Source organism: Vreelandella songnenensis (assembly GCF_003002925.1).
Classification (GTDB): domain Bacteria; phylum Pseudomonadota; class Gammaproteobacteria; order Pseudomonadales; family Halomonadaceae; genus Vreelandella; species Vreelandella songnenensis.
In genome coordinates this window covers 527,521-552,952 of record NZ_PVTK01000001.1, presented here as the reverse complement: position 1 = coordinate 552,952, position 25,432 = coordinate 527,521, and the positions used below count along the sequence as shown (strand labels likewise).

Sequence of the window (25,432 nt, the reverse complement as noted above, 5' to 3'; positions counted from 1 at the left end):
CTCTTCTCCCGATGGTTTGCCAACGGGAGGAGAGCACCAAGCTAAAGGAGCCAACATGGCTGACAAGTTTGATGTGATCGTTATCGGCGCCGGCCCTGGCGGTTACGTTGCTGCCATTCGCGCAGCGCAGATGGGTCTGAAAACGGCCTGCGTTGAAAAATGGGTCAATAAAGAAGGTAAGACCGTTCACGGCGGCACGTGCCTGAACGTTGGCTGTATTCCTTCCAAGGCGCTGCTTGAAACGTCACATAAGTTTGTTGAAGCGCGCGATCACTTTGCCGAAGTCGGCATCGAGATCGAAGAGCCGAAGGCTAACATCGCCAAGATGCTCGAGTTCAAGAACTCGGTCATCAACAAGAACGTTGGCGGTATCAGCGCACTGTTCAAGGCCAATGGTGTCACTGCCCTGGAAGGTAAAGGCAAGGTGACTTCTTCCACGGAAGTGGAAGTGACCGACCACGACGGCAACGCCACAACCTACACCGCTGACAACATCGTCATCGCGGCGGGCTCTGTACCGGTTGAAATTCCGCCGACACCGCTGACAGACGATCTGATCGTCACGTCTACCGGCGCTCTGGAATTCACCGAAGTACCCAAGCGCCTTGGCGTGATCGGTGCCGGCGTTATCGGCCTCGAGCTTGGCAGTGTCTGGAAGCGCCTGGGCTCTGACGTCACCGTTCTTGAAGCCATGGACAGTTTCCTGCCGATGGTCGACGGTGCTATCGCCAAGGAAACCCAGAAGCTGCTCAAGAAGCAGGGCCTGGACATCAAACTGGGTGCGCGAGTAACCGGTTCCGAGGTCAAGGAAAACGAAGTGCTCGTCAAGTACACCGATGGTGACGGCGAGCAGGAAATGACCTTCGACAAGCTGATCGTGTGCGTTGGCCGTCGTCCTTACACTCAGGGCGTGATTGCCGATGGCGTGGGCGTAGAGCTTGACGAGCGCGGCTTCATCTTCGTTGACGACCAGTGCCGTACCAATGTCCCGAACGTGTATGCGATCGGCGACTGCGTACGCGGCCCGATGCTGGCGCACAAGGCGTCGGAAGAGGGTGTCATGGTGGCCGATATCATCGCCGGCCATAAAGCGGAAATGAACTACGACGCTATTCCGAGCGTTATCTACACCTCGCCGGAAGTGGCCTGGGTAGGCATGACCGAGCAGGACGCCAAGGCCAAGGGCATCGAAGTCAAGACCGGCTCTTTCCCGTTCTCGGCCAATGGCCGTGCGCTTGCCAACAATGCCGCTGAAGGTATGGCCAAGATCATTGCCGATGCCGAGACAGACCGCATTCTGGGCATGCACATCGTCAGCCAGCATGCCGGCGAGCTGATCGCCCAGGGCGTCATCGCCATGGAGTTTGGCTCCAGCGCCGAAGACCTGGCACTGAGCTGCTACGCTCACCCAACCACCTCTGAAGCTATTCATGAAGCCGCTCTCGCGGTGGAAGGCCACGCTATTCACATGGCCAATCGTAAAAAGCGTTAATTAGTTCAGCGGTAACCACCAGGCGCCACCACAAGGTGGCGCATCGCTTTCGGCTGTGTTGTAAACTAGCCGCCGAAAGTACGGGGATGGCCAGGTCAGATGATCTGCCCATCATTCGAGTCACATGCAACCAATGGCATGAATCGATGAACCTTCACGAGTATCAAGGCAAACAGCTGTTTGCTGATTATGGTCTGCCAGTGTCCAAGGGCTTTGCCGTGGACACTCCCGAAGAAGCAGTAGAAGCCTGCAAGAAGATCGGCGGCGACATGTGGGTAGTTAAAGCCCAGGTGCACGCAGGCGGCCGTGGTAAAGCGGGCGGTGTCAAGCTGATTAAAGACCCGGCTGAAGCAAAGGCATTTGCCGAGCAGTGGCTGGGCAAGAACCTGGTGACTTACCAGACTGACGAAAAAGGTCAGCCGGTTGCCAAGATCCTGGTTGAAACCTGCACCGATATCGCCGATGAGCTGTATCTGGGTGCCGTGGTTGACCGTACTACCCGTCGCGTCGTCTTCATGGCGTCGACCGAAGGTGGTGTGGAAATCGAAACGGTTGCCGAGCAGACCCCGGAAAAGATTCTGAAAGCCGAGATCGACCCGCTGGTAGGCGCACAGCCCTATCAGGCGCGTGAACTGGCCTTCAAGCTGGGCCTGAAAGGCGATCAGATCAAGCAGTTCACCAAGATCTTCCTGGGTCTTTCCAAGCTGTTCCATGACAAGGATCTGGCGCTGCTGGAAATCAACCCGCTGGTCATCACCGACGAAGGCAACCTGCACTGCCTCGACGCCAAACTGGGCCTCGACAGCAACGCGCTGTACCGTCACCCGGACCTGCAGGCGATGCGCGATCCTTCCCAGGAAGATCAGCGTGAAGCCGATGCGGCGAAGTGGGAACTGAACTATGTCGCGCTGGATGGCAACATCGGCTGCATGGTCAACGGTGCTGGCCTGGCCATGGGTACCATGGACATCGTCAACCTGTCTGGCGGCAAGCCTGCCAACTTCCTGGACGTAGGCGGCGGCGCGACCAAAGAGCGCGTAGCAGAAGCGTTCAAGATCATCCTGTCTGACGACAACGTCAAGGCCGTTCTGGTCAATATCTTTGGCGGTATCGTTCGTTGCGACATGATTGCTGAAGGCATCATCGGTGCCGTCGAGCAAGTGGGCGTTAACGTTCCGGTCGTCGTTCGTCTGGAAGGTAACAACGCCGAGCTGGGAGCTGAAAAGCTGGCCTCCAGCGGTCTGAACATCATCGCGGCTACCAGTCTGACCGACGCGGCTCAGCAGGTTGTTAAAGCGGCGGAGGGCAAGTAATGAGCATCCTGATCGATAAGAACACCAAGGTCATCTGCCAGGGCTTCACCGGTGGCCAGGGCACGTTCCACTCCGAACAGGCGATTGCCTACGGTACGCAAATGGTCGGCGGTGTAACGCCGGGCAAAGGCGGCCAGGAGCACCTGGGTCTGCCCGTTTTCAACACCGTTGCCGAAGCGGTCGAGAAAACCGGCGCAGAAGCCAGCGTTATCTACGTTCCGGCAGCGTTCTGTAAAGACTCTATCCTTGAAGCCGCTAATGCCGGCATCAAGCTGATCGTGTGCATCACCGAAGGTATTGCTACCCTTGACATGCTCGAAGCGAAAGTAAAATGCGACGAGCTGGGTGTACGCCTGATCGGTCCGAACTGCCCGGGTGTCATCACTCCCGGTGAGTGCAAGATCGGTATCATGCCGGGTCACATCCACCAGCCGGGCCGCGTAGGTATCGTTTCCCGTTCGGGCACCCTGACCTACGAAGCCGTCAAGCAGACCACTGATCACGGTTTCGGTCAGTCTACCTGTGTAGGCATCGGTGGCGACCCGATTCCGGGCTCCAACTTCATCGACATCCTGGAGATGTTCGAGAAGGACCCGAAAACCGAAGCGATCGTCATGATCGGCGAAATCGGTGGTACGGCGGAAGAAGAAGCGGCGGCCTACATCAAGGATCACGTTTCCAAGCCAGTGGTTTCCTACATTGCCGGTGTTACTGCACCTCCTGGCAAGCGTATGGGCCACGCCGGCGCCATCATCTCTGGTGGTAAAGGCACCGCTGACGAGAAGTTTGCAGCCCTTGAAGACGCCGGTGTCAAAACCGTGCGCTCTCTGGCCGAGATCGGCGACGCACTGAAAGAAGTGACTGGCTGGTAAGCCGGTAAGCAGCAAAAAAAGGGGTGCCTTGTGGCACCCCTTTTTCATGGCTGGTTTTTCATGACTAGTTTTTCATAACTGAGTGTGGGCGGCGGCGCGGAAGGTCAGCCTTCGGCCTTGTTCTTGCGCCCTTCGAGAACCTTTCTGAGCAGCGGGCGTCCGGCCATCAGCATGAAAATCGGCGCGCCGGCAATCAAATAGAAATAGTAGGTGATCGCACGCCAGATCAAGATCGCGGCCGCCGCGCTGCTCTGACCCACGATAGGGGCCAGCAGAGCCGAAGAAGAGAGTTCGGCACCTCCGGCACCGCCGGGCAGCAGAGTCAGCTGTCCAGCCGCCATGGAGAGCATCTGCACCAGGAACGTCCAGGCCCAATCCAGATGCTGCCCAAGGCCGTACAGCGTGACGTAGAGAATGCTGTAGCGCACGATCCAGTGCACGATCCCGAACCCGAAGGCCGAGGCCAGCGCCGAGCGCGGCAGCTGAAGGGTTTCGGTAAAAGCCTGCTTGAAGAGCAGTACACGGCGTACCATGGCGTACTGGAGCTTTGCGCTGATGCGCATTCGACTCAGCAGGCGGCCGGTCACGATCAGCACACGGCGATGGTAGCGGCCCATCAGAATGACCCCGAGCAGCGCCAGGCACAAGAGCGTCATGGGCACTACCAGCATCCAGCCAAGCCGTGCATCGATCGAGCGTGTGATGACATAAATCATCATCAGAATCATCGAGCAGAGAAAGAACAGCAGGTCGATGATCTGATCCACGGCAAAGATGGCCGTGGTCTGGGCCGGGCGTACGCCGCGCCGCGTCAATAAGGCGATCAGCGTCAAGGGCCCACCGCTTCCTCCAGGCGTTGCGCAGATGGCGAACTCGGTGGCCATCACCGTACCGGTAGCACGCATCAACCCCATATGACCGGCACGCCCCGCCAGCAGAACGCGCAGCTTGGCACCGTTGAGTACCCAGCAGGTCAGTATCATGCCCAGCATCAAGGCGAAAAGACCCGGCGGAAACCCGACGAGCAGATGAATCAGATCAGTGCCGCCCAGCAGTACGGGGATGGCCAACACGGCGATCAGCCCCGCGGCCAGCAGCCAGAGTGTTCTTTTCATACGGTCAAATAATCAACAATGGGGTCAACTCCGAGGAGGCGTTTTCAAAAGTCGGATGGTATTGCTGCCGCCTGGCCGTGGCGCTGATAATGACGCTGTAGCCAGCTGATCTTGGTCGTAGGCCGATATCCTTCTGCCAGTAGGCGACGAATCGTTTCCAGCCAGTAGCGTCTTGATAGGCCATGGCGCATATCCACTGGATGAAGGCCGAGTCGAATCAGCGGTGCGTGGCGATGGCGGCGGCGGGCACGCTCATTGACTACCCAGGACATGCCTCGTCGCCAACGGCTGCGCGCACTCCATACCAGAGAGGGCGCCTTGATCGGCGTGTAGTCCGGCAGAAGATACAGGTGGCCGGGGTCGCTGGTATAGATGAATGCCTGGGTTTTCAGCGCGTGGCGTGCGCCTTCGCCTAACAGCCAGGCGGGTGCCACGAACCCCTCCAGCGGCCAGCCCTGGGCACGAAAAAGCGCGGCGCCGCGCTCCAGGCGCTGAAAAGCCTCATCGTAGCCGAGCGGGTAGAACTCGCCTTCATAGGTATAGAGGCGGCGCATGAAGTAGTCGCGCGGGGTGCGAGGCGCTGGAGCATCGTCGCAATGATAGAAGCCGTGCAGCGCCAGCTCGTCGCCGCGCGCCCGGCGCTGGTGGAGAAGATCAAGCAGGGCGGTATCTTCAAAGGTGTTGCTGCGATGGTGAAAGTCGGGCACGACGAGCCAGGTCATGGGAATCTGCCCCATGGAATCGATCTCCTCCACAAAGGCGCGGTAGTCCTCCCAGGTGGTGGGGGCAATGTCATGCAGTACCAGAGCAAATTCTCTTTCAGCCATGCTGTACGCCCGCCGTTGCCGTACTGCTGTTGCCCAGCAGTTCCCGGTAGTGGTGCATTACACCCTGCACCACGATATCCCAGTCATGGTGACGCTCGACGTGCAGGCGCGCCCGAAGCCCCATGGCCTGGGCGTCGTTTTCAAAAAGGGCCTGAATGCTGCGCGCCATGTCCTCACTATCCAGTGGACGGCACAGCATCCCGCACGCTTCAGGCACGTTTTCGGTAAGCGCCCCGGCGCGGGCGGCTACTACCGGGATGCCGCAGGCCATGGCTTCCAGCACGATCAGCCCGAAGGTTTCCTGCGTGCCGGCATGCAGCAGCGCGTCGCTGCTCGCGAAATAGCGTGCAATCTCGGCGGCCGGGCAGAAGTGGTTGATCACCGTCACGTTGTCGGGAACCTGGGTCGGCATCGAGGAGCCGATCAGCAGCAGATGATAGTGCTGCTGGCTGGCATTACCCTGCAAGCGGCGCATTGTCTGAAGCAGGATAGGCAGATTCTTTTCCTGAGAGCCACGCCCGGCAAACACCAGCAGGCGCGTGCTCTCCTCGAGCCCTAGCTCGGCTTTGACGTTGGCGTCGCGCAGCTCTGGGCGAAACGTGTGTAGGTCTACCCCCAGTGGCTGGACGCGAACGTCCTTGATACCCAACCCCTCAAGCCGTTCTGCCATTACACGACTCGGAGCGAAGATACGGTCGTAGTGAGCGTAGAGCCGGGTGATGTAGCTATCGATCAGCGAACGCGACCAGTCCCCAAGCCGGTTGCTCATCATGGTAGGCAGGTCGGAGTGATAAAAGGCGACCGCCGGAATATCGAGCTCGCGGGCACCCATGACGGCTGCCCAGCCGACCGTATAAGGGTCGCCGGCTTCGACCAGATCCGGGCGTACATCGCGCAGCGCGCGCAGCCAAGGGCCTCGGGTCAGTGGAAAGCGGTAACCGTTGCTGAAAGGCAATGGGGTTGCGGGGACGTCAACGCGATGGTCATTTACCTGAAAAAACCGGCGCCCGCCGGGAACCATCAGCGTATGACGGGTGCCCGCCATGGCATTCAAACGGTGTCGCTTGGCATCGAGGTAGGTACGCACGCCACCGCTGGAAGGCGCATAGAACATGGTCATGTCGGCAATATGCAGAGTAATCTCCCGGCCATATCAGGTGTCATCGGTTTGCCAAAAAGCAGCGTCACGTCAGTTATACGTCAGTTATCCGCCCCTCGCCAGCGGACCGATTAACTCCTGGGCCTTCACAAGCAAGGGCTTACGCAGGCTTCGCGAACTAGCGACGATGAATCCCCCGTTGCTGTTTAATGTTTTAAATTTGCTTACCCCATGTTTATACCTTGCGAATAGCCAGAAAGCGCCTAATATACCATCCATGTGGATGGTATATGGAATCCATAAAGGGTTTCACTCCTTTACTATCCCAAGAAGGCTACAGGAACAGGAACGCTATATGAGCCTGCACGAACTGCGCCGCAAGCCGGGCGATACCACCGAAAAGATCACCATCAACCTGGGAGTGGTCGATCTGGGTCAGATCGATCTGCTGGTGCAGGAGGGGTTTTACTCCAATCGCACCGACCTGATTCGCACCGCCATTCGCAACCAGCTCGAAAAGCATGCTGACGTCGTCAAGCAGACCGTGTCGCGCAAGGCTTTCGTGCTGGGCCTTGAGCACTATAGCCGCGCAGACCTGGAAGCCGTGCAGGCGGCGGGCGAAAGGCTGCAGATACAGGTGCTGGGTATGGCCAGTATCGCAAGCGACGTTACCCCTGAGCTCGCCGCCGCCACCATCGAGTCGGTGGTCGTGCTGGGCACCTTGCAGGCAAGCCCGGCGGTCAAGGCCGCGCTGGCAGGCCGCATCCATTGATGTATCGACGAGGGCATTGATCATGATCGACGCCACCCTGAGCAAGCGAATGGAAGAAGCGACGCGGCTTACCCGCGCCGGAAGGCTTAAGGAGGCCATGGCGCTGCTGCAGGGCGGGCCTGGCGCCGCAGAGCACCCGACGCCCACGCCTTTTGAAGACGGCAATGTCTATGAGAGTACCTGCGCGCTTAAAGAAGAGGCGTTTTCGACGGTCGAGCCTGAGCCGGCCCCGTCATCTGCCAGGCGCAGCCGTTCAACCGCCGGGTGGCGCAATCAATGGGCGCGCTATCAAGGCGACGCGACGCCCACGCAAGCGCCGGGCCGCGTCGAGGCGCCAAGCCCCGGCGCCTTTACCCACGGCCATTTCAGCAGCCGCGCCGGTGCCCGGGCCTACAAGCTCTTTCTACCCAGCGGCTATCATGGCCAGGCGCTGCCGCTGGTCGTCATGCTTCACGGCTGTACGCAGAATCCGGACGACTTCGCCGCCGGTACCCGCATGAACCAGCTGGCCGAAGCGCAGACGTTCTGTGTGCTGTACCCGGCCCAACCGGCAAGCGCCAACAGCTCGAAGTGCTGGAACTGGTTCAAGGCAGAGGATCAGCAGCGCGACGGCGGCGAGCCGGAGATTCTGGCGGGCATGACGCGTGAAATACTGCACGCGCACACGCTCGATGCTGCGCGGGTATATGTCGCCGGGCTTTCTGCCGGTGGTGCCATGGCCACCACCTTGGCGATGACCTACCCGGAGCTTTTCGCCGCCGTAGGCGTGCACTCGGGGCTACCTCACGGTGTAGCCAAGAGCCTGCCCGACGCGCTGGCCGCCATGCAGGGCGGTACGCCCGCCAAAGGGCAGGGGAGTCGCCTCGCTTCCCGCGTGCCAGCGATCATCTTCCACGGCGACCGCGACGGCACCGTTCACCTGAGCAACGCCGAGCGCGTGGCGGCGCAGTACGCGGCCGTAGCGACCGAGGGGGAAGTCGATAAAGGGCAGGCGGCGGGCGGGCGCGGCTACACGCGCACGGTCCATCGGGACGGCAAGGGCGAGGCGCGCCTGGAGCAGTGGCGCATCCACGGCGCCGGCCACGCCTGGGCCGGGGGCAGCACTCAGGGCAGTTACACCGACCCCCAGGGGCCGGATGCCACCAGGGAGATGCTGCGCTTTTTCATGCAGCATCAGCAAGAGTAGCTATTAAAAAAGAGTAGTTATCAAAAAAAGAGTAGCTATCAAAAAAGACGGCGGCGCCCCAGGGCGCCGCCGTCTTGTCTTGCCTGCCTTGCCGGTTTACTCGGCGGGCTTGGCCACCAGCGAGCGGGTCTCTTCGCGAGCTTCCACCAGCGCCACGCGCAGGCTGTCGCCCAGCTTGTAGCGCTCTTCGCCTTCAATCTGGATACGCCCCTCTTTATCATCAATGACCACCTTGTCGCGGTCGCTGTGCATCAAGGGAGCGGGCACGAACGCCGTGGCGCCGTTTTCCGTCAGGCGTACGCGCATGCCGCCGCGATTGATCGCCATGATATCGGCCTCGAAGACCGTCTGGTCCTTGGCCGCCGGGGTTAGATAGCGCACGTAGAGCCAGTCCTTCACATCGCGCTCGGCCATGCGGTTCAGGCGGCGGCGCTCGGTGAGCTGCTCGGTCAGTGCCTGGCTTGCTTCCGCCGGGGCCTGTTCGCTTTTCAGCACGCGCTTGATCAAACGATGGTTGACCATGTCGCCGTACTTACGGATCGGTGAGGTCCAGGTGGCGTAGGCGGCAAGGCCCAGGCCGAAGTGTGGGCCGGGTTGGGCGGACATGCTGGTAAAGCCCTGGAAGCGGCGCAGGCGCGCGTCCAGCCAGGCATCGTCGCGGCTTTCGAGCGCACGCTTGAGGTCCTTGTAGTGATCGAGCTCGGTAAGCGCTTCCAGTGCCACGTCGATCTCCTGGGCGGCCAGGAACTCCTGAGCGGCCTCGGCCTTTTCCGGCTCGAACGCGCGATGCACGTTGAAGATACCGTGACCGATGTGGCTTGCCAGGAAATCGGCGCAGCAGGCGTTGGCCGCAATCATCGACTCTTCGATCATGCGGTTGGCAATGCGGCGCTCTTCAGTGTTGATCGCCAGCACGTTGCCTGCTTCATCGAGCTCGAACACGTAGTCCGGGCGGTCCTTGAAGACCAGCGCATGGGCGTTGCGCCACGCGGTGCGCGCTTCGGTCAGCTCGCGCAGGGCCTTGAGCTGCTCGGCGATGTCTTCCTCTGGTGCCCAGTCGCCCTGGCCGTCGATCCAGTCGGAGACATTGTCATACACGAGCCTGGCGTGGGACTTCACGTTGGCGGCAAAGAAGCGGTAATCGCCCAGGCTGCCGTCGGCGTTGATGTCCAGCGTGCAGGCAAGCGCCGGGCGCTCCTGGCCTTCGTGCAGCGAGCAAAGGTCGTCGGCCAGCTGCTCGGGCAGCATGGTGACGTTCTGGCCCGGCAGGTACACCGTGAAGGCGCGAGTACGGGCTTCCAGATCCGCTGCATGACCCTCTTCCACGTAGGCCGTCGGGTCGGCGATGGCAACGCTCAGCTGCCAGCCGCCGTCGGCAAGGGGCGTCACGCGCAGCGCATCGTCCATATCGCGGGTCTTTTCACCGTCGATGGTGAAGAAGGGCTGGGCAGTCAGGTCTTCGCGGGTCAGGCCTTCCTCGTGCAGCGGCCAGTCGCTGCCGGCCTCGGGGCTTGCCTGCTCAAGCGCATGGCGGGCAAGGGTCACGCGCCACGGCACTGCCGGGTCGGCCGCCTTGGCCACCAGTTCGTCGATCTGGGTAAAAAAGCCGCGGTCGTTCTCCTTGAGCGGATGGCGTACCAGTCGTGCCACCACCCAGTCGCCGTCGGCAATGCTGGCTTCATCCAGGCTGTTCTTGATCCGCGCCTTGAGCACGTTACGGATCGACGGATGATCCGGCACCACCGCCAGGCGGTCTTCACGTTTTTGCACCCGGGCCACGAAGCGGTCAAGACCTGCCTCGATCAGCTTTTCGGGCTCGACGGACTTCTTGTCGCCGTTTTCGTGAATCACCGCTTCCACGCGGTCGCCGTGCAGTACCTGCTTCATGGCGGGCGGCGGCACGAAGTAGGATTCACCGTTGTCGGTTTCGAGAAAGCCAAAGCCTTTCTCGGTGGCTTTGATCACCCCTTCGGCGCGCGGAGTGGTGTCACGGATTTGTTGCTTGAGCTGGGCAAGCAGAGAATTATTCTGAAGCATGAGGTCAATCAGTTGGCGAGAGTAGCTTGCCACTATACGGATTCCCGCTTGCCGCGCCAATTATCCGCCGTGGAAGTTGATAATGGTGACGTCACATCAACGCGTTACACCACAGGCGCTGTATCGGTTAAGCTGATCATTCACTTATGGGGAGCATGCTATGACACCGCGGCTGATTGTTTCTGATCTGGATGGCACGCTGCTGGGCAGTGACCACCGTCTACATACCGACACCATCGAGGTGCTGAGAACGCTGGTAGGGCACGGGCATCATCTGGTACTCGCCTCAGGCCGCCACTACGCCGATATGCGTGTGTTCAGAGATCAGCTCGATGTGCCGGCCCACCTGATCAGCAGTAACGGCGCCTACACCCATGCGCCGGACGATCAGCTGCTGGATGCCAACCATGTCGACCCCCGCCAGGCCGCAGCGCTGATTCAACTGCCGCGCCCGGAAGGCGTGCGCCTGAGCCTGTATATGGATGACGCCTGGTATATCGATGCGGAGTCGCCGAGCCATCTGGAAATGCATGCCGCCACGGGCTTTGTCTATCAGGTCGTGCCGCCTGAGCAGATGCCTGTTGATGGCATCGGCAAGATTCTCTACGGCGGCGACCCCGAGGCGCTGTTCAAGATCGAGACCGCGATCCGCGAGATCAGCGACGGCGCGCTGCACGTCACCTACTCGACCCCGGAGTCGCTTGAAATCATGGCCGGTAACGTCAACAAGGGTGTGGCCCTGGCCGCGTTGCTCGAACGGATCGGCGTGAGCGCCGAGCACTGCCTGGCCTTTGGCGATAACTTGAACGATATAGAAATGCTCAGCCTGGTGGGTGAGCCGCACTTCATGCTCAACTCCCACCCCGACATGGCCGGACACCTGAGCACCGCGCGCCAGATCGGTCACCACGGTGAAGCGGCGGTGGCGGTGCTGCTACGCGAGCGTTTTGGCCTGCCTGCCAACGGCTGAGTCAGCGTTCCTGAGGGGCGCGCGGGGCAGAAGCGGGCTCTTTATCCAACCGCTTGATCTGGCGCCAGAGATCCTGGCGCAGGTCGGCCATCCTGGGCTGCTCTTCAGGCGTGAACGCGACTGGCCGGCAAAGGCGCTGGGCGCGCAGCCCCAGGCGCGCGCTCAATAGTCCGGTGGCCAGCCCCTGGCCTGCCCGGGCGGAAAGCCTGCCGGCTAGATGCAGCGAAAGCATGTCCATGCTGGCATCGGTGGCAAGCTCGCTGGCGCCGGCAAAGGCCATGTTGCTCAGCACGTTGCGAAACAGGCGCAGACGGCTGGCGTAGCCAAGCTCCAGGCCGTAGAGCCGGCAGAGCCTGTCGACCATGACCAGGCTGCGCCAGGCCACCAGCGCCATGTCCACCAGGGTCAGTGGGCTGATGGCGACCATGATGGCAGTTTCCCCGGACATGCGCGTGACCAGCCGTTGGGCTTCGCGGTCGCGCGGGGCGAGCAGGTGGTGGCGCAGCAAGGCCTGAATCTCTTCGCCGTTATGGTGCGGCTGGCAGGCGCGTTGGAAGGCCTGCCAGTGCGGGTCATCTTCTGAAAGCTTCAACTGCTGGCGCAGCTGCTCGGCCATCTTCTGCGCCTGGCCGGGCGAGCGCTGGGGCAGCTCGGCCAAATCGTGGCGCAGCCGGTCGTGGCGTTTCAGGCGCTTCAATCGCCAAAGCTCCTTGAGCAGCGACATCCCGCCCAAACCAATCAGGCTGATGCCAAACAGCTGCCACGCCACGCTCATCCACGCGGATTGTGACAGCGCGTCGGGAATGCCGGTGGCAAGCTCGAGGGTGCCGAGCGTAGCGCCACCGGCGAGGGCAAACATCAGCCCCCAGCGGCGCTTGCTCGGCGCGCCCAGGCTCGCTGCCGGCAGCGCCTGCTCTTCGGCGGCGGTCACCAGCGGCTGGTGGTCGTCCGTCGCGGCGAACATCTCACGCTGGCGCAGGCGCTCGCGCTCGGCAACGCTTTCCGGGGTGTCGTCCAGACTGAAATGGCGCCGTGGCTGTGGGTCGGTCATGCGAGTTTATCTCCAATCAGCCAATCAATGGCGGCATCCATACGGATATGCGAAAGCGCCTCGGACGACGAGGTCATTGGCCTGAAGCTCGGGAAGTCAAAGCCCTGGTGGTGCCAGAAATCGGCGTTGGGCAGGCGGTTGGGCACATCGCCTGGATAGACCAGCACGTCTTCGCCTTCAAGGGTGGTACCGCGCAGTGCCGAAGAGCGTTTGCCGTCGTGAAGCACCTCGCGGGCCTCGGTGGCGCGAATGGCGGCCAGCGACAGCGCCTTGACCGGTACGTTGGCAAAGCGTAGATCCTTGAGCGGTTCCGCCAGCAGCGCTTCGAGTAGCTGTACCACGTGGCCGTGCTGGTCAGGGGTAACGTGGTCTGCCTTGGTGGCGGCAATCGCCAGACGGTCGATCTTGGGTGCGAACAGGCGCGAGAGCAGGCTGCGCTTGCCGTAGTCGAAGCTCTGCATCAACTGGCGCAGCGCCCGGGAAAGGTCCTCGAAGCGCTCGGGCCCGGCGTTTAAAGCCCCCAGCACGTCGACCAGCACGATCTGACGGTCAAAGCGCTTGAAGTGATCGCGGTAGAAGGGCTTGACCACCTGCTGCTGATAGTAGCGAAAGCGCGCCGCGAGCGTGGCGTAAAGAGTGTTGTCAGGCAGGCTGTCGAGCATCTCCTTGGGGGTATCCAGATGGGGCAGGGGAAAGAACTGCAGCACCGGCGCGCCTTCAAGCTCTCCGGGCAGCAAAAAGCGCCCGGGCTGCAGGTCGGAAAATCCCGCTTGCTTGGCGCGCCGCAGCCCCTGGGCATACGCTTCTGCCAGGTGGGCAAGCTGTGCTTCATCTGCCTCGGCGGTGGGGTCGAGCGCCTCGACGGCCGCAAGCCACTCGCGAAAAAGCGCCCGGCGCTGCTCGCCTTCCAGCAGCGTTTGCGCCTGGCACCAGCTGTAGAAGTCGTGCTGCAACAGCGGTAGATCAAGCAGCCACTCGCCGGGGTAGTCGAAAAGATCAAGCGTCAGGTGGGCAAGTTCCGGCGTAAACCAGCCGCTCTGGGCCGGGCGGTAACGCAGTTGAAGGCGTAGCTCGCTGATGCCACGGGTGGGCTCGGGCCAGCGTGGCGGCGTATCGCGCAGCGCGGCCATGCCCGGGTCGTAGGGAAAACGCGGCACGCCCAGGTCCGGCTGATTGAGCCGCTGAGCACCCAGCAGGCGGCCATCGCGGGCGGCGGGCAGCAGGTCAAGCTGCGCCTCGACGCCTGCATGTCGCAGCTGGTTCACCAGCGAGGTCAGAAACGCTGTCTTGCCCGCCTGGGATAACCCCGTGACTGCCAGGCGCAGCTGTCGGTCGCGTCCCCGCTCCAGTAAATTGCTCAATTCGCGGCTTAACGGCTGGCGCATCCAGGAACTCCCTTTTTTTTCATCATAACGCCATCAAATGGTTAAGCGCTTTTTCACTACCGGCCGTCGAACCGGCCACGCCCTTGACAGCATAGCCAAAGGTTCATGAACCGTGCATTAACCGCGACTTAGCGTGGTGCCTAACAGGTGCTGCGCGCCGGGTACCAGCCAGACCGGATCGAGGCGGGTATTGGCGGCTTCAACGCACAGAAAATGGCGCGCGGCATCGGCGGGGGTGTCGGCCGGTAGAACGGTATCCGGATGCCATACCACCGTCGAGTCGCTCGACTGCTTGGCAATACGCAGGCTGCGCACGCCGTCATTGAGCAGTACCGCTTCGTTGCTGTGATAGATACGGTCGATGCCGCCACGTATCGCAAGCGTTCCTTGCTGTTCGGCTTCGGCAAAATCGCGCAGCTTGTCCAGATAGCGCGCACCGGCCAGGCCTTCCAGGCGGCAGTTATGCACCTCGTCAACGGCGAGGTAAGTGTGCAGCGCGCCGCTGGTCTTCACCGGCGCATCACCGATGTTTTCACTGATCAGCTCGACATTCAGGCGCTGGGCGTTGGCCTGGATGACCACGCGGGCGGTGAGCTGGCTGTGCAGCCGCTCGGTGGGGGAGAGGTGTACTTCAATGCCTTCGGCGTGCTCGTCCACCGCGTCCAGGCGCCAGAAAGCGTGCCGCGCCAGACCGTGAAAGGTACCGCTACGATCTGCGGACTCATCGGCGTAGCGCTCGTCGGCAAACCAGGGCCAGCACAGTGGAATGCCGCCGCGAATCACCCCCGGCAGGGCCTCCGGGGTAGGCGTGGTCCACAGCCAGCCACTATCGTCACTGGGTTTGAAGTGCAGTACCTGCGCACCCTGCAGGCTGATGGCCATCTCGCCCCAGGGCATGTTGAACAAGACTACCTCACGGCCTTGCCAGTGAGCCGTCTGCTGACCGTCTACCTGGGCAATAAGCGCTACGAGTGAATCGGGGATCATCGGCTTTCCTTTAACGGGTTGCATCAAATTAGGTAGAATTGTCACGCTGTGTGCTATGGTAGGACAAGCAAGACAGAAAGGTAAAACCCTGACTAAAGTGGATATCAAGGAGGCACTATGGGCTTTATTGCATGGTTGATCATTGGTGGTTTGGCTGGCTGGATCGCTGGCAACATCATGCGCGGCGGCGGTTTTGGCATTTTGGGTAACATCGGCGTGGGCATTGTCGGTGCGCTGCTGGGCGGTTTCCTGTTCACCCTGCTGGGCCTTCAGGCGGGCGGTTTCATCGGCTCGCTGGTGACTGCAACTGTTGGTGCCGTTGTCCTGCTCTGGATAATAAGTAAAGTCCGAAAAGCTTAGTATCATTCAGCTTACGTGCTGTTGCTGCCCGGCCTTGTGCCGGGCAGCGCCGTTTTACGCCATTAGATCAGTTTAGCTATCGGTCTCGGCACTACTTTCCGTTACACTAAGCCGCTTTATTCTGGCGCATTGCTGGTGGAACTGTTTCGAGGTGTCTCTTGGTCGACGCGTTAAATGCCTGGTGGGCTCAACAGCTGGTGCTATGCGATTGGGCGTTTACCCCTCATCCCCTCTCGGTGGATACGCAGGCCGCCGAACAGCGCCTCTTGCAGCTGGGTATCACTAGCCGCAATGAACTGGCCGAGCAACTTTTCCATGCGTTGGGGGCGACCACCGCTCACGCTGACCGCCTGCTGGGAGCACTTGAATGGACGGCACTGGCAGGCGCGGCTGGCTGGCTTGAGGCTGCCCAGGCGCATACTTGGGCGCATCACGTCATCCGTCGAATCAGCGCCGAGCACAGTGACCTGCGCGCCTGGCTCTTCGAGCTACGCAGGGTTTTGGGCGCCAAGGGCTGGGAGCTAGGCGCGGACGATCGCTTTATCGATGCCTGCCAGGCACTTTCCACTCTCGAAAGCGAAGGCGAGGGCGTTACCTGGGAGGCACTGCAGCATGCACTTGTCGCGTTGCCTGCACCGGGCCCGCTTTGGCCAGACGCCCCGCAAGCCAAGCCGTGGCGCCTGTGTGCGCTGTTTCGCCCGGTCATCAGCTACCCGGCAAGCCGTGCTGACTGGCCTGACGCCAGCCAGTGGCTTGAACGTATCTGGCAGATCAATAGCCGCGAGCAGCTTCTTGAAGTGGCGCTATGGCTCGGGGCTCAGGGCGAACGCCAGCGCTGGGACATCGAAGCCCGCGAGCTTCTGGGCATGGATAACGCCCAGCGCCTCGCCTGGCAGCACGATTCCATCGAAGACTCGCCCTACGCTGGCGTACTCAACGGCTTCGTGACCCAGGGAGAGCCGCTTGAATGGGCCGCCTGGGACTGGCTGCGGCTGGTGGAGATCGCCTGGGCCGGCGCCTGCTGCGGTTGGCTGAGCCAGGTCGAAGCGGATGATCTGGCCGCGCACGCGGCGGATCTGATCAGCCATCGCTACCACGACTGGCACGCTTTGTTGAAAGCCTACATGCGTGGGCAAAGCCTGTTTGAAGGTGTCGATAGGCGCGCCATGACGCCCAACGCCCACCATGTGCTGCTGCTCACTGCGCCGCACAGCCCCTGGAAGCACTCGCCGGCGAGCCTGCTCGATGAGGCAACCCGCAAGGCGTCCGAACGGCGTATCCGTGAATGGCGCAATACGCCGCATCACTGGCTGCTGGCGCTTTCCGGGGTACGCGAGCCGGACGTGATGCTGCGCCAGCGCGACCCCAGTGCGCCGATTGGCGAAGAGCGGCGGGCCGATGCCGCGCTCTACCTGCAGGAATCGCTTGGCCTGCACGCCGATGAAGGCCACGAAGTAATGGCTCGCTACTGGCTGCCGGCCCAGGCTCACCATTTGAATCAGCTGGCCGCCGATGCGGTACACGGCGTCCTGCCGCCTTCGCAGACAGCGTTTGGCCAGCCCACTACCGACGAGCTTAAACAGCGCAATGCGGTCAAGGGTGTCAGCCGCCATGCGGCCACCATCCATATGGCCGAAAAGTTTGCCTTTTATCTGCACATGGCGCTGGACAGCGGTCTGTTCGAGCGCGAGCCGCTGCTCGACTATGCAAGCTCGCTGCGCAGCTGCCTGTGCCGCTTCTATCCTAGCCCCAAACGTCTGCTGGAAGCCTGGTTCGCCTGGGAGAGCTGCCTGCCCGAGCCCGAGCACGCCTCATTGATCAATGAAATTGCCTGGCACCTGGAAGACCCGGGCAGCCTGTTCTATTGGCTGGACTGGCGCCCGGATGCCTGGTGCGAGCCGGGCGGGCGGCCCACGCTTTCCCACTTCACCGCGATGTCGCTGGTTGGCCCGCTCAATAGCGCCGTGTGGAGCGAGCCGCAGTCGGAAAGCCCGCGCGAATGCGCGGATATCCGGGAGTGGGTAGAGAGTCACTATCATCTGACCAGCGCGGCCGATATGCAGGAGTTCCTGACTTTCATGCTGGACGCCGGCGACCGTCAGGAGTACCAGATCAACTACGCGCCCTATACGCTCAACCCGGAGCGCCTGGAAGCCGAAATCGCCATTCTGGAATCCGGCGACTGCGCCGAGGAGGAGCGCCACCATCTGCTTCGTCTGCGCCGGGTGCAGGGTAATGAAGATGGCTGTAACGATGTTGACATGGCCGCCTGGGATATTGCCCAGCTGGTGGATCTGGCGATTGCCGCCCGCCAGCTGGGTTGGCTGGAGAGCCAGGCGTTTGCCGACGTGCTCGACCGCGCCTATCAGCTGGCCGCTGACCACTACGCTGGCTGGCAGGAGTACGCGGCTGGCATGTACGCCGGGTTCTCCTTCTTCATGGGCGAAACGCCGGAGCGGGAAAGCTTTCTCGCCGGGTTCCGCCAGGCCATGGTCGCCTGGATCTGTGGGGCGCCGGTACTGGCGGGCCCTTGGGCAAGCCTTGATTTTCCAGGCAATAAACCGCGCCATTTTGCGCCGCTGCATATCGACACCTTGCCGGGCGATCAGCGGACTTTACATTGAGGCTCGCCAAGCATGCATGACCTGGCTTATAGTCTGGCCTTTGCTGTTCACCTTACTTTACCAACAATATTACGAGGTTAAGCGCATGGTTGCGTTGCCACGCCCCGCTGCGACCGCTGTACGTGTTTTAAGTGCTTGTATTGTAGTATCTTTTTTAGCTGGGTGTGCGGGCTCCTCAAAACAGAACATGGAGCCGCCCGCCGATTATTTCGCCATGACGCTGCCAGGAATGCAAAACGGGTCCAGCCCGCAGATGTCGCCAGTGAATAATTCGGTTGCTCAGTTACGCAGTTTCCAGACGCCGCCACCTACGCTAGTACGCCAGGCGCTTCTGGAACAGCACCAGCGGTGGTCGGGGACGCCCTATCGAATCGGCGGCACGACAGCGAAGGGAGTCGACTGTTCAGGGCTGGTACGCAACGTTTATCGCGAAATGTTCAATGTAGAATTACCCCGTTCCACCTACGAGCAGGTACATGAGGGACGCGCGATCGACCGCCAAGAGCTGCAGGCGGGCGATCTGGTGTTCTTCCGTCCCCCCGGCAACAATCATGTGGGGATATACGTGGGGGATGGCTACTTTCTACACGCCTCTACGTCGCAGGGTGTGATCATGTCCAGCCTGGATAACAGCTACTGGCAGCGTTACTACTGGCAGTCGCGCCGCACACTGGAACCTACCAATCTGGCGTATCTGGGCAGCAACTTCACGCCGTGATGGTTACGCGGGCCTAGCGCCCGCGACTGGGAAGGGCATGATTGCAGACAAGTCGCGCGCCTGGTGGCGCGCCACCATGGCCCTGTGCCTCGGGTCATTTCTGGTTTTTATCAATCTTTACGTTCCACAGCCCCTGCTGCCGGAGCTCAAAGCCGTCTATGACGTATCGACACTGGGCGTCAGCCTGCTGATGTCGGTCGCCACCCTCTCGCTTGCCTTGGCGCTTTTAGTATTCGGGCCGCTTTCCGATGCCATCGGCCGCGAGAGCATCATGCGTATCACGCTGCTGCTGGCCGGTGGCCTGTCGCTTGCGCTGGCGTTTGCACCCAACTTTGAAAGTCTGCTGCTGCTGCGTTTGCTGCAGGGCTTCTTGCTGGGCGGCTTGCCTGCCGTGGCGATTGCCTGGATGGGCGATGCGTTCGAAAAACCGGCCCTTCTGAGCGCAGTAGGGCTGTATATCGGGGCGAATTCGCTGGGCGGGATCAGCGGGCGTATCGTCGGTGGGGCGGCCTCAGGCATTGGCGGCCCGCAGGCGGCCTTTATTGCCGTGGGCGTCATGACGCTGGTGGGCTGCGCGCTGTTCTGGCGCCTGCTGCCCAACAGCCGCACCTTCGTGCCGCAGCGGTTTCAGCTGCGTCGCGCGCTTGCCGATCTGCTCGGCCATCTGCGTACGCCGGTACTGCTGGCCGCCTACTGTCTGGGCGGCATCAACTTTCTGATTTTCATCAATCAGTACAGCTATATCACGTTTCGCCTGGCCGCCGAACCCTATCAACTGGCCGCCAGCGGGCTTGGATTGATCTTTCTGACCTATCTCGGCGGCACCTTCGGCTCCACCGTATCCGGGCGTCTGGCCCAGCGATTTTCGCCCGCTACCTGCATGATGGCCGGCGTCGTCATTCTGATGGCGGGCACTGCCGTGACCTTAAGTGAATCGCTGGCGCTGATTATCGTGGGGCTGACCATCAACGCCTTCGGCTTTTTCATGGCCCACTCGCTGGCTTCCAGCTGGGTGGGCCGCTACGCCCAGGGCGCCCGCGGCAGCGCTTCCGCGCTGTATCTGGTGTTCTACTACGTAGGGGCAAGTCTCGGTGGCTTCTGGCTGGAGCTTTTCTGGCAAGGGGCGAGTTGGTCCGGCGTCGCCTGGGGCTCGTGGATTTTATTGAGCATTACGCTGATGATCACCCTGGGCATGCGCCGCTTCGAGCAGCGTCAGGGTAGCTGATGATGTTCAGCGGCGTGTAGCCGGGCGTTTTCAAGATGGTAGCGGCGTTGGCATAGCCTGCCAAGCAGGGCCGCATCGTGGCTGATCACCAGAACGCCGAGCTTGCGCTTTTCGGCCTCTGCCTTTAACGCCTGCCAGAGCGCCAGCTGCGTTATCGGGTCGAGCATGGTCGAGATCTCATCGGCGATCAGGTAGCGCACTCCGGGAGCCAGCGCACGCAGCACGCAGATGCGCTGCAGCTCGCCACCGGAAAGCGTGCGCACCGGCCGGTTCAGCCACTCAGGCTTTATCCCAAAGGCGTGGCGCAGCGCCTCGGGCGGCTCCCAGGCCTCGTGCAGCACGCGGGCAACCTGCCAGCGCGGGTTGACGGCAAGCTCGGGAGATTGCGGCAGCCACTGCACCGGCCTGAGCCCTTTGACGGGAAGCCGCTGCCCCGCGATTCGTACATGCCCAGCGGTGGGTTCGTCATACCCGGCAAGCAGCCGGCCAAGCGTCGATTTGCCGGCGCCGGAATGGCCGCTCAGCCCGACCCATTCTCCCGCCCCAAGGCGCAGTGACACCTCCTCGAAAAGTGGCGGCTGGGTATGGAAGGCGTAGCGGAGCTGGCACGCTTCAAGCAAAACGCGACTCCTCTGCGTACTCGGTATCGACGTTAAAGGCGTTATCCGGCAGGGCTTGCCAGAGTGCTCGGGCGTAGGCGCTTTCAAGCATCTGCCCCGTACCTTGAAACGCGCTCGCATCGGCGCTCTCCACACAGCGGCCCTCCCGCATGACCGTGACGCGGTCGGCAATGCTCAGCGCGTGACGCAGATCGTGGGTAATCAGCATGACCGCCTTGCCCTGCAGGGCAAGGGCGGCCAGCGCATCAAGCACCCGGCTACGCTGAGCCGGGTCAAGTCCGATGGTGGGCTCATCGGCAATCACCAGCGACGCCTGGGCCACATGCGCCATGGCGGTGAGTACGCGCCGTGCCATGCCGCCGGAAAGCTCGTGAGGGTACGCCCGGCGGGCGCGTTCATCCAGCTGGTAATGGGCCAGCGCCTGAGAAGCCGCCTGCCGGGCCGGGGAGGGGGGAAGCCCCGCTCGGCGCGCCGCCCAGTTCACCTGATGCTGGCTGCGCGCCAGTGGGTCGAGTGCGCTCAGCGATTGCGGAATCAGCGCAAGCTCTCGGCCGCGCAGTGCGCGTTTGCGTGGCTCATCAAGCAGTGTCTGCTTGAAGAAACAGCTTCCGCTTAACTGCGCATCCTTGGGCAAAAGCCCCATGATGGCATGAGCCAGCAGGCTTTTACCGGCGCCCGAGGCGCCCACGACGGCGTGCACGCTGCCCGCCGTTACGCTGAAGCTGAGCTGATCCAGGTGCGTGGCAAAGCGGCGTCGCCAGAAGCGCGGATAGTAAGGCAGGGCAAGCGACAGTTGCTCGATACGTAGCATCAAGACCTCCAGATAGTCAAAGCGCACGCCGCAGGCCGTGGGCTATGCGCTCGATACTCAGCACCATCAGCAGTAGCCCAAGTCCCGGGAACACGCCCAGCCACCAGTAGCCCCCGCTCAGGTAGCGCATGGCATCGGCCAGCAGGATGCCGATGGCCGGCTGACTGGGGCTCAAGCCAACGCCCAGAAATGTGAGCGCTGCTTCATGCAGAATCGCGTGCGGAAACAGCAGCAGCGCCCCGACCAGACAGTGAGGCAGAGCGTGGGGCAGAAAGTGGTGCAGCAGGATAAACCCGCGGGACTTCCCCAGCGCCCGGGATATGTCGATATAGGGTGCCGTGCGCAGCTGAAAAAGCTCGGCGCGCAGCACGCGCGCAAGGCCGGGCCAGTGAGTGGTGGCCACGGCAATCACCACTGCCTGCAGCCCGCCGCCGAGCGCAAAGGCAATCAGCAGCAGCAAGATGAGATGCGGCACACTGAGCAGCGTATCGATCAGCAGCCGTACCAGCGCATCCAGGCGTGGCGAAAGGGTCGCCAGCAGCGCCAGGCCAAGGGCGATGGCGCTGCCTAACAGCGCGGCCAGAAAGCCTACTTGAAAGCTCAGGCCAAGCCCCGCCAGAGTACGTGCCCAGAGCTCGCGGCCCAGGGCGTCGGTCCCCAGCCAGTGGTCAACGCCGGGCGGGGCCAGGCGGGCATCGAACTGCATGCGCCCCGGCAGGTCGCCAAGCCACCACTGGCCGGATAACAGCGCCAGCAGAAGCAGTGCCACAAAACCTGAGCAGGCAAGCGCGCGCAGGCGCGGCTGGGTAGCATTCATGGCGTTGTTTGCCTTGGCTTTGAAGGCCTGCGCATGCGCGGATCAACCATGTGATAAAGGCTGTCGGCCAGCGTATTGCCGATGCTCACAAATAGCGTGGTAAACAGGGCAATGCCCAGCAGCAGTGGCACGTCGCTGCGCAGCCCAGCCTCTACCGTTGCCTGGCCCAGGCCCGGGTAGGCGAACACCTGCTCGATCAGGATAGAGCCGCCAAACAGCTCGCCGAGTGAGGCCAGCGCCAGCGTCAGCGCGGGAAGGCTTGCATGGCGCACGCCGTGGCGCCAGGCGATATCCGCCCGACGGGCGCCCTGGGCAAAGGCGTGTCTAGCGATGTCCGAGCGCATCAGCGCCACCATGCGCGCCCGGGTGTGCAGCGTGATCGAGGCCGTACCCAGCAGCGTCAGGGTGGCGACCGGCAATACCAGATGGTGGAGGCGGGTGGCCAGGTGGATATCCTGGCTCGGCACGCCGACAGGCCCGGCGCAGCACGCCGGGGCCCAGCCCAGATAAACCGAGAACAGCAGGACGCCCAGCAGCGCCAGCCAGAAGGTGGGGGTGGAGGCGGTCAAGTAGGCGTAGGCGCTGATGAGCTTGTCCAGCGCCGAGCGCTCCTTGGCGCCGGCCACCACGCCTAATGTGAACCCCAGCAGCAACGACAGCAGCCAGGCACTGCCGAGCAGCGCTATCGAGCGCGTGAAGCGCTGGCTGATCACCTCACCAACGGGCTGGTTGTAGACGTGACTGACGCCCAGGTTGCCGCTTGCCAGCTGCTGCAGCCAGCGGCCAAACTGAACCGGAGCAGGGTCGTCAAACCCCCAGCGGCTAGCGATGAGTTCGCGCTGCTCCGGACTTACCTGGGCAACCAGAGGACCGAGATAGGCATCTACCGGGTCGACCGGCGAGGCCATCATCAGCCCAAACGATACGCTGGCCACGCAGAGCAGTATCAGCCCCAGACGCAGCAGGCGGCGTAGCGTGGCAAGTGCTAGTCGCACGTCCAGCGCCATTCAAGCAGATTGGCCGTCACCGGCCAGCCGTGACCATGCGGGGCGACGCCCAGATCGCCAACGTCCAGACACGTATCTACTGCGTAGACATGGGCCAGATTGACCATCCAGGCCCAGCTGGCGTCACCGCGCACGCCATAGCCGGTTTCCCCATCCCACTGCGCAGCCTGCCAGTGCCGGTTGGCTGCATGCGTATTCGCCGCCGCCTGAGCCGCTTCCAGGTGGTGGTCCACGGCAGGGTTGGCATAGTAGCCGCTGTTGTAGAAGCCGTTGCCCGCATGCTGGCTGTGGTAGAGGTAGTAGATCTCCTGCGGGCTGTGACTGCCAAAGCCCATCACCACGGCGTCCTGATGCAGCGCCAGGCGCTGGATGTCGTCCCAGTGGCGTCCGGTTGGCTGCATTTCGATGCCCAGCGGGCGCACCATTTCTGCGCTTACCTCGGCAAGCAGCTGCCGGGTACTGTCACCGGCAGGGTAGGTCAGCCTGAAGCGGGCAGGCTGGCCCTGCTTGTGGCGCAGGCCATCGCCCTGGCGCTGCCAGCCGGCGGCATCGAGCAGCGCGTTGGCCTGCTCAAGGTCGGGTGCCTGGATATCTTCATCGCGACGGCTCCAGGGTAACCCGTCGGCGGGGCCGAACGCGGGGCGGCCAAAGCCGTTGAGTACAACGTCCACCAGCGTCGGGCGGTCAAGGGCCAGGTTGATCGCCCGACGAATGGCAATGTCCGCCGTTACATCGTTGCCGATGAGCGCGCCGGAGGGCGCACGCTCGCCTTGAGCGGGTTGCATGGGAAACATGATGCCGCGGTTGTCCACGCTCTGCATCGTGACGGCGCGCATGTGTGAAGGCAAAGCGTTTGCCAGCGCTGGGGGCAGGGCAGCGAGGTCGACGCCGCCGGTACGCGCGGCGTTCAGCGTGGCATCTTCGCCGGTAAACAGAAATACGAGGCGCTCAAAGTCGGGTGTCTGCCCGTAGAAGTAGGGGTTGCGCTTGACGATCAGCTGCTCGCCCTCCTGCCACTCCACCAACTGGTAGGGGCCCGAGCCAAGAGGATGGCGGCCATAATCCTCGCCATGACCGTTTTCACGGCTGGCCGCGGGCACGATACCCAGCGTTACCAGCTGATCGACAAAGGTAATGCGCGGCTGGTGAAGCGTCAGCGCCACGCGATGGTCATCAAGAGCCGTGGCTTCTTTCAGCGCGCTGAGATCGGCCCGCCCACCCGCCTGGGCCGCTGCGTTGAAGGTATAGGCCACATCATTGGCCGTGAGCGCGCTGCCGTCTGAAAAGCGCGCATCGTCGCGCAGGGTGATGGTCCAGGTCAGTTGGTCGTCCGAGAGCGTCCAGGCGGTTGCCAGCTCAGGTTCCAGGTCGAGGTCTGCCCGGCGGGAAAGCAAGGTCGACTGAAACAGCGGGTTACCGTACTGCCCCCAGCCAAGCAGGGGGTCGAAGCCCTGCTCGGGCTCACCGCCAATGGCGAGTACCAGCTGCTCCTTGGCGCTGGCCGGGTTGGCAATCATCAGGCAGCCAGCGGCTGCTCCCAGTATCAGGGTACGAAGAGGTGATAGCATGGTCATCGTCTGCTTATAATAAATAGTATGACCTTTTTACAATAACATCATACCCCAATCGTCAAAAGCCAATACGCACGCCACCATTCAAGGAGACAGATATGCAGCGCGTCACGGTCACGCTGGATGAAGAGTTGCTGAGCGAAGTCGATGAGCTGATGCGCACGCAGGGTTACCAGAACCGCTCGGAAGCGATTCGTGATTTAACGCGCAGCGGCTTGAAGCAAGTAAAGGAGCAGGCAGTACCCGAAGCACCCTGCATGGGCGCACTTGTGTATGTGTATGATCACGCCGCGCGGGATCTGTCCAGGCGCTTGAACCGCCACTCGCATGAACATCACGACCTGACGCTTTCGACACTGCATGTACATATCGACCACGATAGCTGTCTGGAAATCGCCGTGTTGAAAGGCCAGGGCCAGGAGCTCAAGCGGTTTGCCGATGAAGTGACCTCATCGCGCAGCGTGCGCCATGGTCAGCTGGTGCTGATTCCGGATCACTAAAATGCAGATACAAGAGGGGCGACCCGCAGGCCGCCCCTCTTGATAAGCGTAAGCTAGACCGGATTGGCCAGCT

Annotated in this window: 23 protein-coding genes; 11 read left to right on the top strand and 12 right to left on the bottom strand. The window is 62.0% G+C overall.

Features of this window, described 5'->3' with window-relative positions:
- Positions 1-55: 55 nt before the first annotated feature.
- From lpdA to sucD, 3 genes are all read left to right on the top strand, one after another.
- Positions 56-1,492 (top strand): dihydrolipoyl dehydrogenase, encoded by a 1,437-nt coding sequence (gene lpdA, locus B0H98_RS02425; RefSeq protein ID WP_106373465.1) that lies wholly within the window; start codon positions 56-58, stop codon positions 1,490-1,492.
- A 146-nt stretch (positions 1,493-1,638) separates the two neighbouring features.
- A complete protein-coding gene (gene sucC, locus B0H98_RS02420) occupies positions 1,639-2,805 on the top strand; it encodes an ADP-forming succinate--CoA ligase subunit beta (RefSeq protein ID WP_106373464.1) in 1,167 nt (388 codons plus the stop codon).
- Entirely contained in the window at positions 2,805-3,677 is an 873-nt protein-coding gene (sucD, locus tag B0H98_RS02415) for a succinate--CoA ligase subunit alpha (protein WP_106373463.1), read from the top strand. Before sucC ends, sucD begins: the two co-directional genes overlap by 1 nt.
- A gap of 104 nt (positions 3,678-3,781) precedes the next feature.
- Here sucD and B0H98_RS02410 read toward each other — a convergent pair whose 3' ends face one another.
- From B0H98_RS02410 to B0H98_RS02400, 3 genes are read right to left on the bottom strand one after another with little or no spacing between them, the layout of a single operon-like run.
- On the bottom strand, positions 3,782-4,792 hold the full coding sequence (locus B0H98_RS02410) for a glucosaminyl phosphatidylglycerol flippase (RefSeq protein WP_106373462.1): 1,011 nt from the start codon (positions 4,790-4,792) through the stop codon (positions 3,782-3,784).
- A 44-nt stretch (positions 4,793-4,836) separates the two neighbouring features.
- Positions 4,837-5,619: an N-acetylglucosaminyl phosphatidylglycerol deacetylase gene (locus B0H98_RS02405; RefSeq protein ID WP_106373461.1), complete on the bottom strand. Its 783-nt coding sequence runs from the start codon at positions 5,617-5,619 to the stop codon at positions 4,837-4,839.
- On the bottom strand, positions 5,612-6,739 hold the full coding sequence (locus B0H98_RS02400) for an N-acetylglucosaminyl phosphatidylglycerol synthase (RefSeq protein WP_340162371.1): 1,128 nt from the start codon (positions 6,737-6,739) through the stop codon (positions 5,612-5,614). Before B0H98_RS02400 ends, B0H98_RS02405 begins: the two co-directional genes overlap by 8 nt.
- Positions 6,740-7,073: 334 nt before the next feature.
- On the opposite strand from B0H98_RS02400, the gene B0H98_RS02395 reads away from it, so the two are divergent.
- A complete protein-coding gene (locus tag B0H98_RS02395; RefSeq protein ID WP_106373459.1) occupies positions 7,074-7,490 on the top strand; it encodes a CopG family transcriptional regulator in 417 nt (138 codons plus the stop codon).
- A gap of 22 nt (positions 7,491-7,512) precedes the next feature.
- Positions 7,513-8,676, top strand: coding sequence for an extracellular catalytic domain type 1 short-chain-length polyhydroxyalkanoate depolymerase (locus B0H98_RS02390; protein WP_106373458.1), 1,164 nt, complete (start codon positions 7,513-7,515; stop codon positions 8,674-8,676).
- Positions 8,677-8,772: 96 nt separating this feature from the next.
- Here the strand turns inward: B0H98_RS02390 and B0H98_RS02385 are convergent, their stop codons facing one another.
- Entirely contained in the window at positions 8,773-10,713 is a 1,941-nt protein-coding gene (locus B0H98_RS02385) for an exoribonuclease II (protein ID WP_106373867.1), read from the bottom strand.
- Positions 10,714-10,873: 160 nt separating this feature from the next.
- Between B0H98_RS02385 and B0H98_RS02380 the strand changes: the two genes are divergently transcribed.
- Positions 10,874-11,683 carry an HAD family hydrolase gene (locus B0H98_RS02380; protein WP_106373457.1) on the top strand — a complete coding sequence of 270 codons (810 nt, stop codon included), beginning with the start codon at positions 10,874-10,876 and terminating at the stop codon, positions 11,681-11,683.
- Position 11,684: 1 nt separating this feature from the next.
- On the opposite strand, the gene B0H98_RS02375 is transcribed toward B0H98_RS02380, so the two are convergent.
- The 3 genes from B0H98_RS02375 to B0H98_RS02365 form a co-directional block, all read right to left on the bottom strand.
- The gene (locus B0H98_RS02375) at positions 11,685-12,734 is read right to left on the bottom strand and encodes a YcjF family protein (protein ID WP_106373456.1); all 1,050 of its coding nucleotides are present in this window, start codon (positions 12,732-12,734) and stop codon (positions 11,685-11,687) included.
- Positions 12,731-14,119, bottom strand: a complete 1,389-nt coding sequence (locus B0H98_RS02370; RefSeq protein WP_106373455.1) for a YcjX family GTP-binding protein — start codon at positions 14,117-14,119, stop codon at positions 12,731-12,733. Before B0H98_RS02370 ends, B0H98_RS02375 begins: the two co-directional genes overlap by 4 nt.
- Before the next feature lie 117 nt (positions 14,120-14,236).
- Positions 14,237-15,106 (bottom strand): D-hexose-6-phosphate mutarotase, encoded by an 870-nt coding sequence (locus tag B0H98_RS02365; RefSeq protein WP_106373454.1) that lies wholly within the window; start codon positions 15,104-15,106, stop codon positions 14,237-14,239.
- Positions 15,107-15,223: 117 nt separating this feature from the next.
- On the opposite strand from B0H98_RS02365, the gene B0H98_RS02360 reads away from it, so the two are divergent.
- The 4 genes from B0H98_RS02360 (at position 15,224) to B0H98_RS02345 (ending at position 20,033) form a co-directional block, all read left to right on the top strand.
- On the top strand, positions 15,224-15,466 hold the full coding sequence (locus tag B0H98_RS02360; protein ID WP_106373453.1) for a GlsB/YeaQ/YmgE family stress response membrane protein: 243 nt from the start codon (positions 15,224-15,226) through the stop codon (positions 15,464-15,466).
- A 158-nt stretch (positions 15,467-15,624) separates the two neighbouring features.
- On the top strand, positions 15,625-18,090 hold the full coding sequence (locus tag B0H98_RS02355; protein WP_106373452.1) for a DUF1266 domain-containing protein: 2,466 nt from the start codon (positions 15,625-15,627) through the stop codon (positions 18,088-18,090).
- 85 nt (positions 18,091-18,175) lie between these two features.
- Positions 18,176-18,808 carry a C40 family peptidase gene (locus B0H98_RS02350; protein ID WP_106373866.1) on the top strand — a complete coding sequence of 211 codons (633 nt, stop codon included), beginning with the start codon at positions 18,176-18,178 and terminating at the stop codon, positions 18,806-18,808.
- 37 nt (positions 18,809-18,845) lie between these two features.
- The gene (locus B0H98_RS02345; RefSeq protein ID WP_106373451.1) at positions 18,846-20,033 is read left to right on the top strand and encodes an MFS transporter; all 1,188 of its coding nucleotides are present in this window, start codon (positions 18,846-18,848) and stop codon (positions 20,031-20,033) included.
- Here the strand turns inward: B0H98_RS02345 and B0H98_RS02340 are convergent.
- From B0H98_RS02340 to B0H98_RS02320, 5 genes are read right to left on the bottom strand one after another with little or no spacing between them, the layout of a single operon-like run.
- Positions 20,021-20,653: an ATP-binding cassette domain-containing protein gene (locus B0H98_RS02340; RefSeq protein ID WP_106373450.1), complete on the bottom strand. Its 633-nt coding sequence runs from the start codon at positions 20,651-20,653 to the stop codon at positions 20,021-20,023. The two genes, B0H98_RS02345 and B0H98_RS02340, sit on opposite strands and share 13 nt — an antisense overlap.
- Entirely contained in the window at positions 20,646-21,464 is an 819-nt protein-coding gene (locus tag B0H98_RS02335) for an ATP-binding cassette domain-containing protein (protein ID WP_106373449.1), read from the bottom strand. The genes B0H98_RS02340 and B0H98_RS02335 overlap by 8 nt, the downstream gene beginning before the upstream one ends.
- A gap of 16 nt (positions 21,465-21,480) precedes the next feature.
- Positions 21,481-22,281, bottom strand: coding sequence for an ABC transporter permease (locus B0H98_RS02330; RefSeq protein ID WP_106373448.1), 801 nt, complete (start codon positions 22,279-22,281; stop codon positions 21,481-21,483).
- Positions 22,278-23,288 (bottom strand): ABC transporter permease, encoded by a 1,011-nt coding sequence (locus B0H98_RS02325; RefSeq protein ID WP_106373447.1) that lies wholly within the window; start codon positions 23,286-23,288, stop codon positions 22,278-22,280. Before B0H98_RS02325 ends, B0H98_RS02330 begins: the two co-directional genes overlap by 4 nt.
- Positions 23,267-24,856: an ABC transporter substrate-binding protein gene (locus B0H98_RS02320; protein ID WP_106373865.1), complete on the bottom strand. Its 1,590-nt coding sequence runs from the start codon at positions 24,854-24,856 to the stop codon at positions 23,267-23,269. Before B0H98_RS02320 ends, B0H98_RS02325 begins: the two co-directional genes overlap by 22 nt.
- Positions 24,857-24,957: 101 nt before the next feature.
- Here B0H98_RS02320 and nikR point away from each other — a divergent pair, with 101 nt between their 5' ends.
- Positions 24,958-25,359, top strand: a complete 402-nt coding sequence (nikR, locus tag B0H98_RS02315) for a nickel-responsive transcriptional regulator NikR (RefSeq protein ID WP_106373446.1) — start codon at positions 24,958-24,960, stop codon at positions 25,357-25,359.
- Positions 25,360-25,432 lie beyond the last annotated feature (73 nt).

What these genes read in the sequence shown, in the direction of transcription:
- B0H98_RS02350 (WP_106373866.1), top strand. Translation starts at nt 18,176, where the DNA reads ATGGTTGCGTTGCCACGCCCCGCTGCGACCGCTGTACGTGTTTTAAGT.
- B0H98_RS02360 (WP_106373453.1), top strand. Translation starts at nt 15,224, where the DNA reads ATGGGCTTTATTGCATGGTTGATCATTGGTGGTTTGGCTGGCTGGATC.
- nikR (WP_106373446.1), top strand. Translation starts at nt 24,958, where the DNA reads ATGCAGCGCGTCACGGTCACGCTGGATGAAGAGTTGCTGAGCGAAGTC.
- B0H98_RS02405 (WP_106373461.1), bottom strand. Translation starts at nt 5,619, where the DNA reads ATGGCTGAAAGAGAATTTGCTCTGGTACTGCATGACATTGCCCCCACC.
- B0H98_RS02385 (WP_106373867.1), bottom strand. Translation starts at nt 10,713, where the DNA reads ATGCTTCAGAATAATTCTCTGCTTGCCCAGCTCAAGCAACAAATCCGT.
- B0H98_RS02390 (WP_106373458.1), top strand. Translation starts at nt 7,513, where the DNA reads ATGATCGACGCCACCCTGAGCAAGCGAATGGAAGAAGCGACGCGGCTT.
- B0H98_RS02370 (WP_106373455.1), bottom strand. Translation starts at nt 14,119, where the DNA reads ATGCGCCAGCCGTTAAGCCGCGAATTGAGCAATTTACTGGAGCGGGGA.
- B0H98_RS02400 (WP_340162371.1), bottom strand. Translation starts at nt 6,739, where the DNA reads ATGACCATGTTCTATGCGCCTTCCAGCGGTGGCGTGCGTACCTACCTC.
- B0H98_RS02395 (WP_106373459.1), top strand. Translation starts at nt 7,074, where the DNA reads ATGAGCCTGCACGAACTGCGCCGCAAGCCGGGCGATACCACCGAAAAG.
- B0H98_RS02365 (WP_106373454.1), bottom strand. Translation starts at nt 15,106, where the DNA reads ATGATCCCCGATTCACTCGTAGCGCTTATTGCCCAGGTAGACGGTCAG.
- B0H98_RS02345 (WP_106373451.1), top strand. Translation starts at nt 18,846, where the DNA reads ATGATTGCAGACAAGTCGCGCGCCTGGTGGCGCGCCACCATGGCCCTG.
- sucD (WP_106373463.1), top strand. Translation starts at nt 2,805, where the DNA reads ATGAGCATCCTGATCGATAAGAACACCAAGGTCATCTGCCAGGGCTTC.
- B0H98_RS02375 (WP_106373456.1), bottom strand. Translation starts at nt 12,734, where the DNA reads ATGACCGACCCACAGCCACGGCGCCATTTCAGTCTGGACGACACCCCG.
- B0H98_RS02410 (WP_106373462.1), bottom strand. Translation starts at nt 4,792, where the DNA reads ATGAAAAGAACACTCTGGCTGCTGGCCGCGGGGCTGATCGCCGTGTTG.
- B0H98_RS02380 (WP_106373457.1), top strand. Translation starts at nt 10,874, where the DNA reads ATGACACCGCGGCTGATTGTTTCTGATCTGGATGGCACGCTGCTGGGC.
- sucC (WP_106373464.1), top strand. Translation starts at nt 1,639, where the DNA reads ATGAACCTTCACGAGTATCAAGGCAAACAGCTGTTTGCTGATTATGGT.
- B0H98_RS02325 (WP_106373447.1), bottom strand. Translation starts at nt 23,288, where the DNA reads ATGGCGCTGGACGTGCGACTAGCACTTGCCACGCTACGCCGCCTGCTG.
- B0H98_RS02320 (WP_106373865.1), bottom strand. Translation starts at nt 24,856, where the DNA reads ATGCTATCACCTCTTCGTACCCTGATACTGGGAGCAGCCGCTGGCTGC.
- lpdA (WP_106373465.1), top strand. Translation starts at nt 56, where the DNA reads ATGGCTGACAAGTTTGATGTGATCGTTATCGGCGCCGGCCCTGGCGGT.
- B0H98_RS02335 (WP_106373449.1), bottom strand. Translation starts at nt 21,464, where the DNA reads ATGCTACGTATCGAGCAACTGTCGCTTGCCCTGCCTTACTATCCGCGC.
- B0H98_RS02330 (WP_106373448.1), bottom strand. Translation starts at nt 22,281, where the DNA reads ATGAATGCTACCCAGCCGCGCCTGCGCGCGCTTGCCTGCTCAGGTTTT.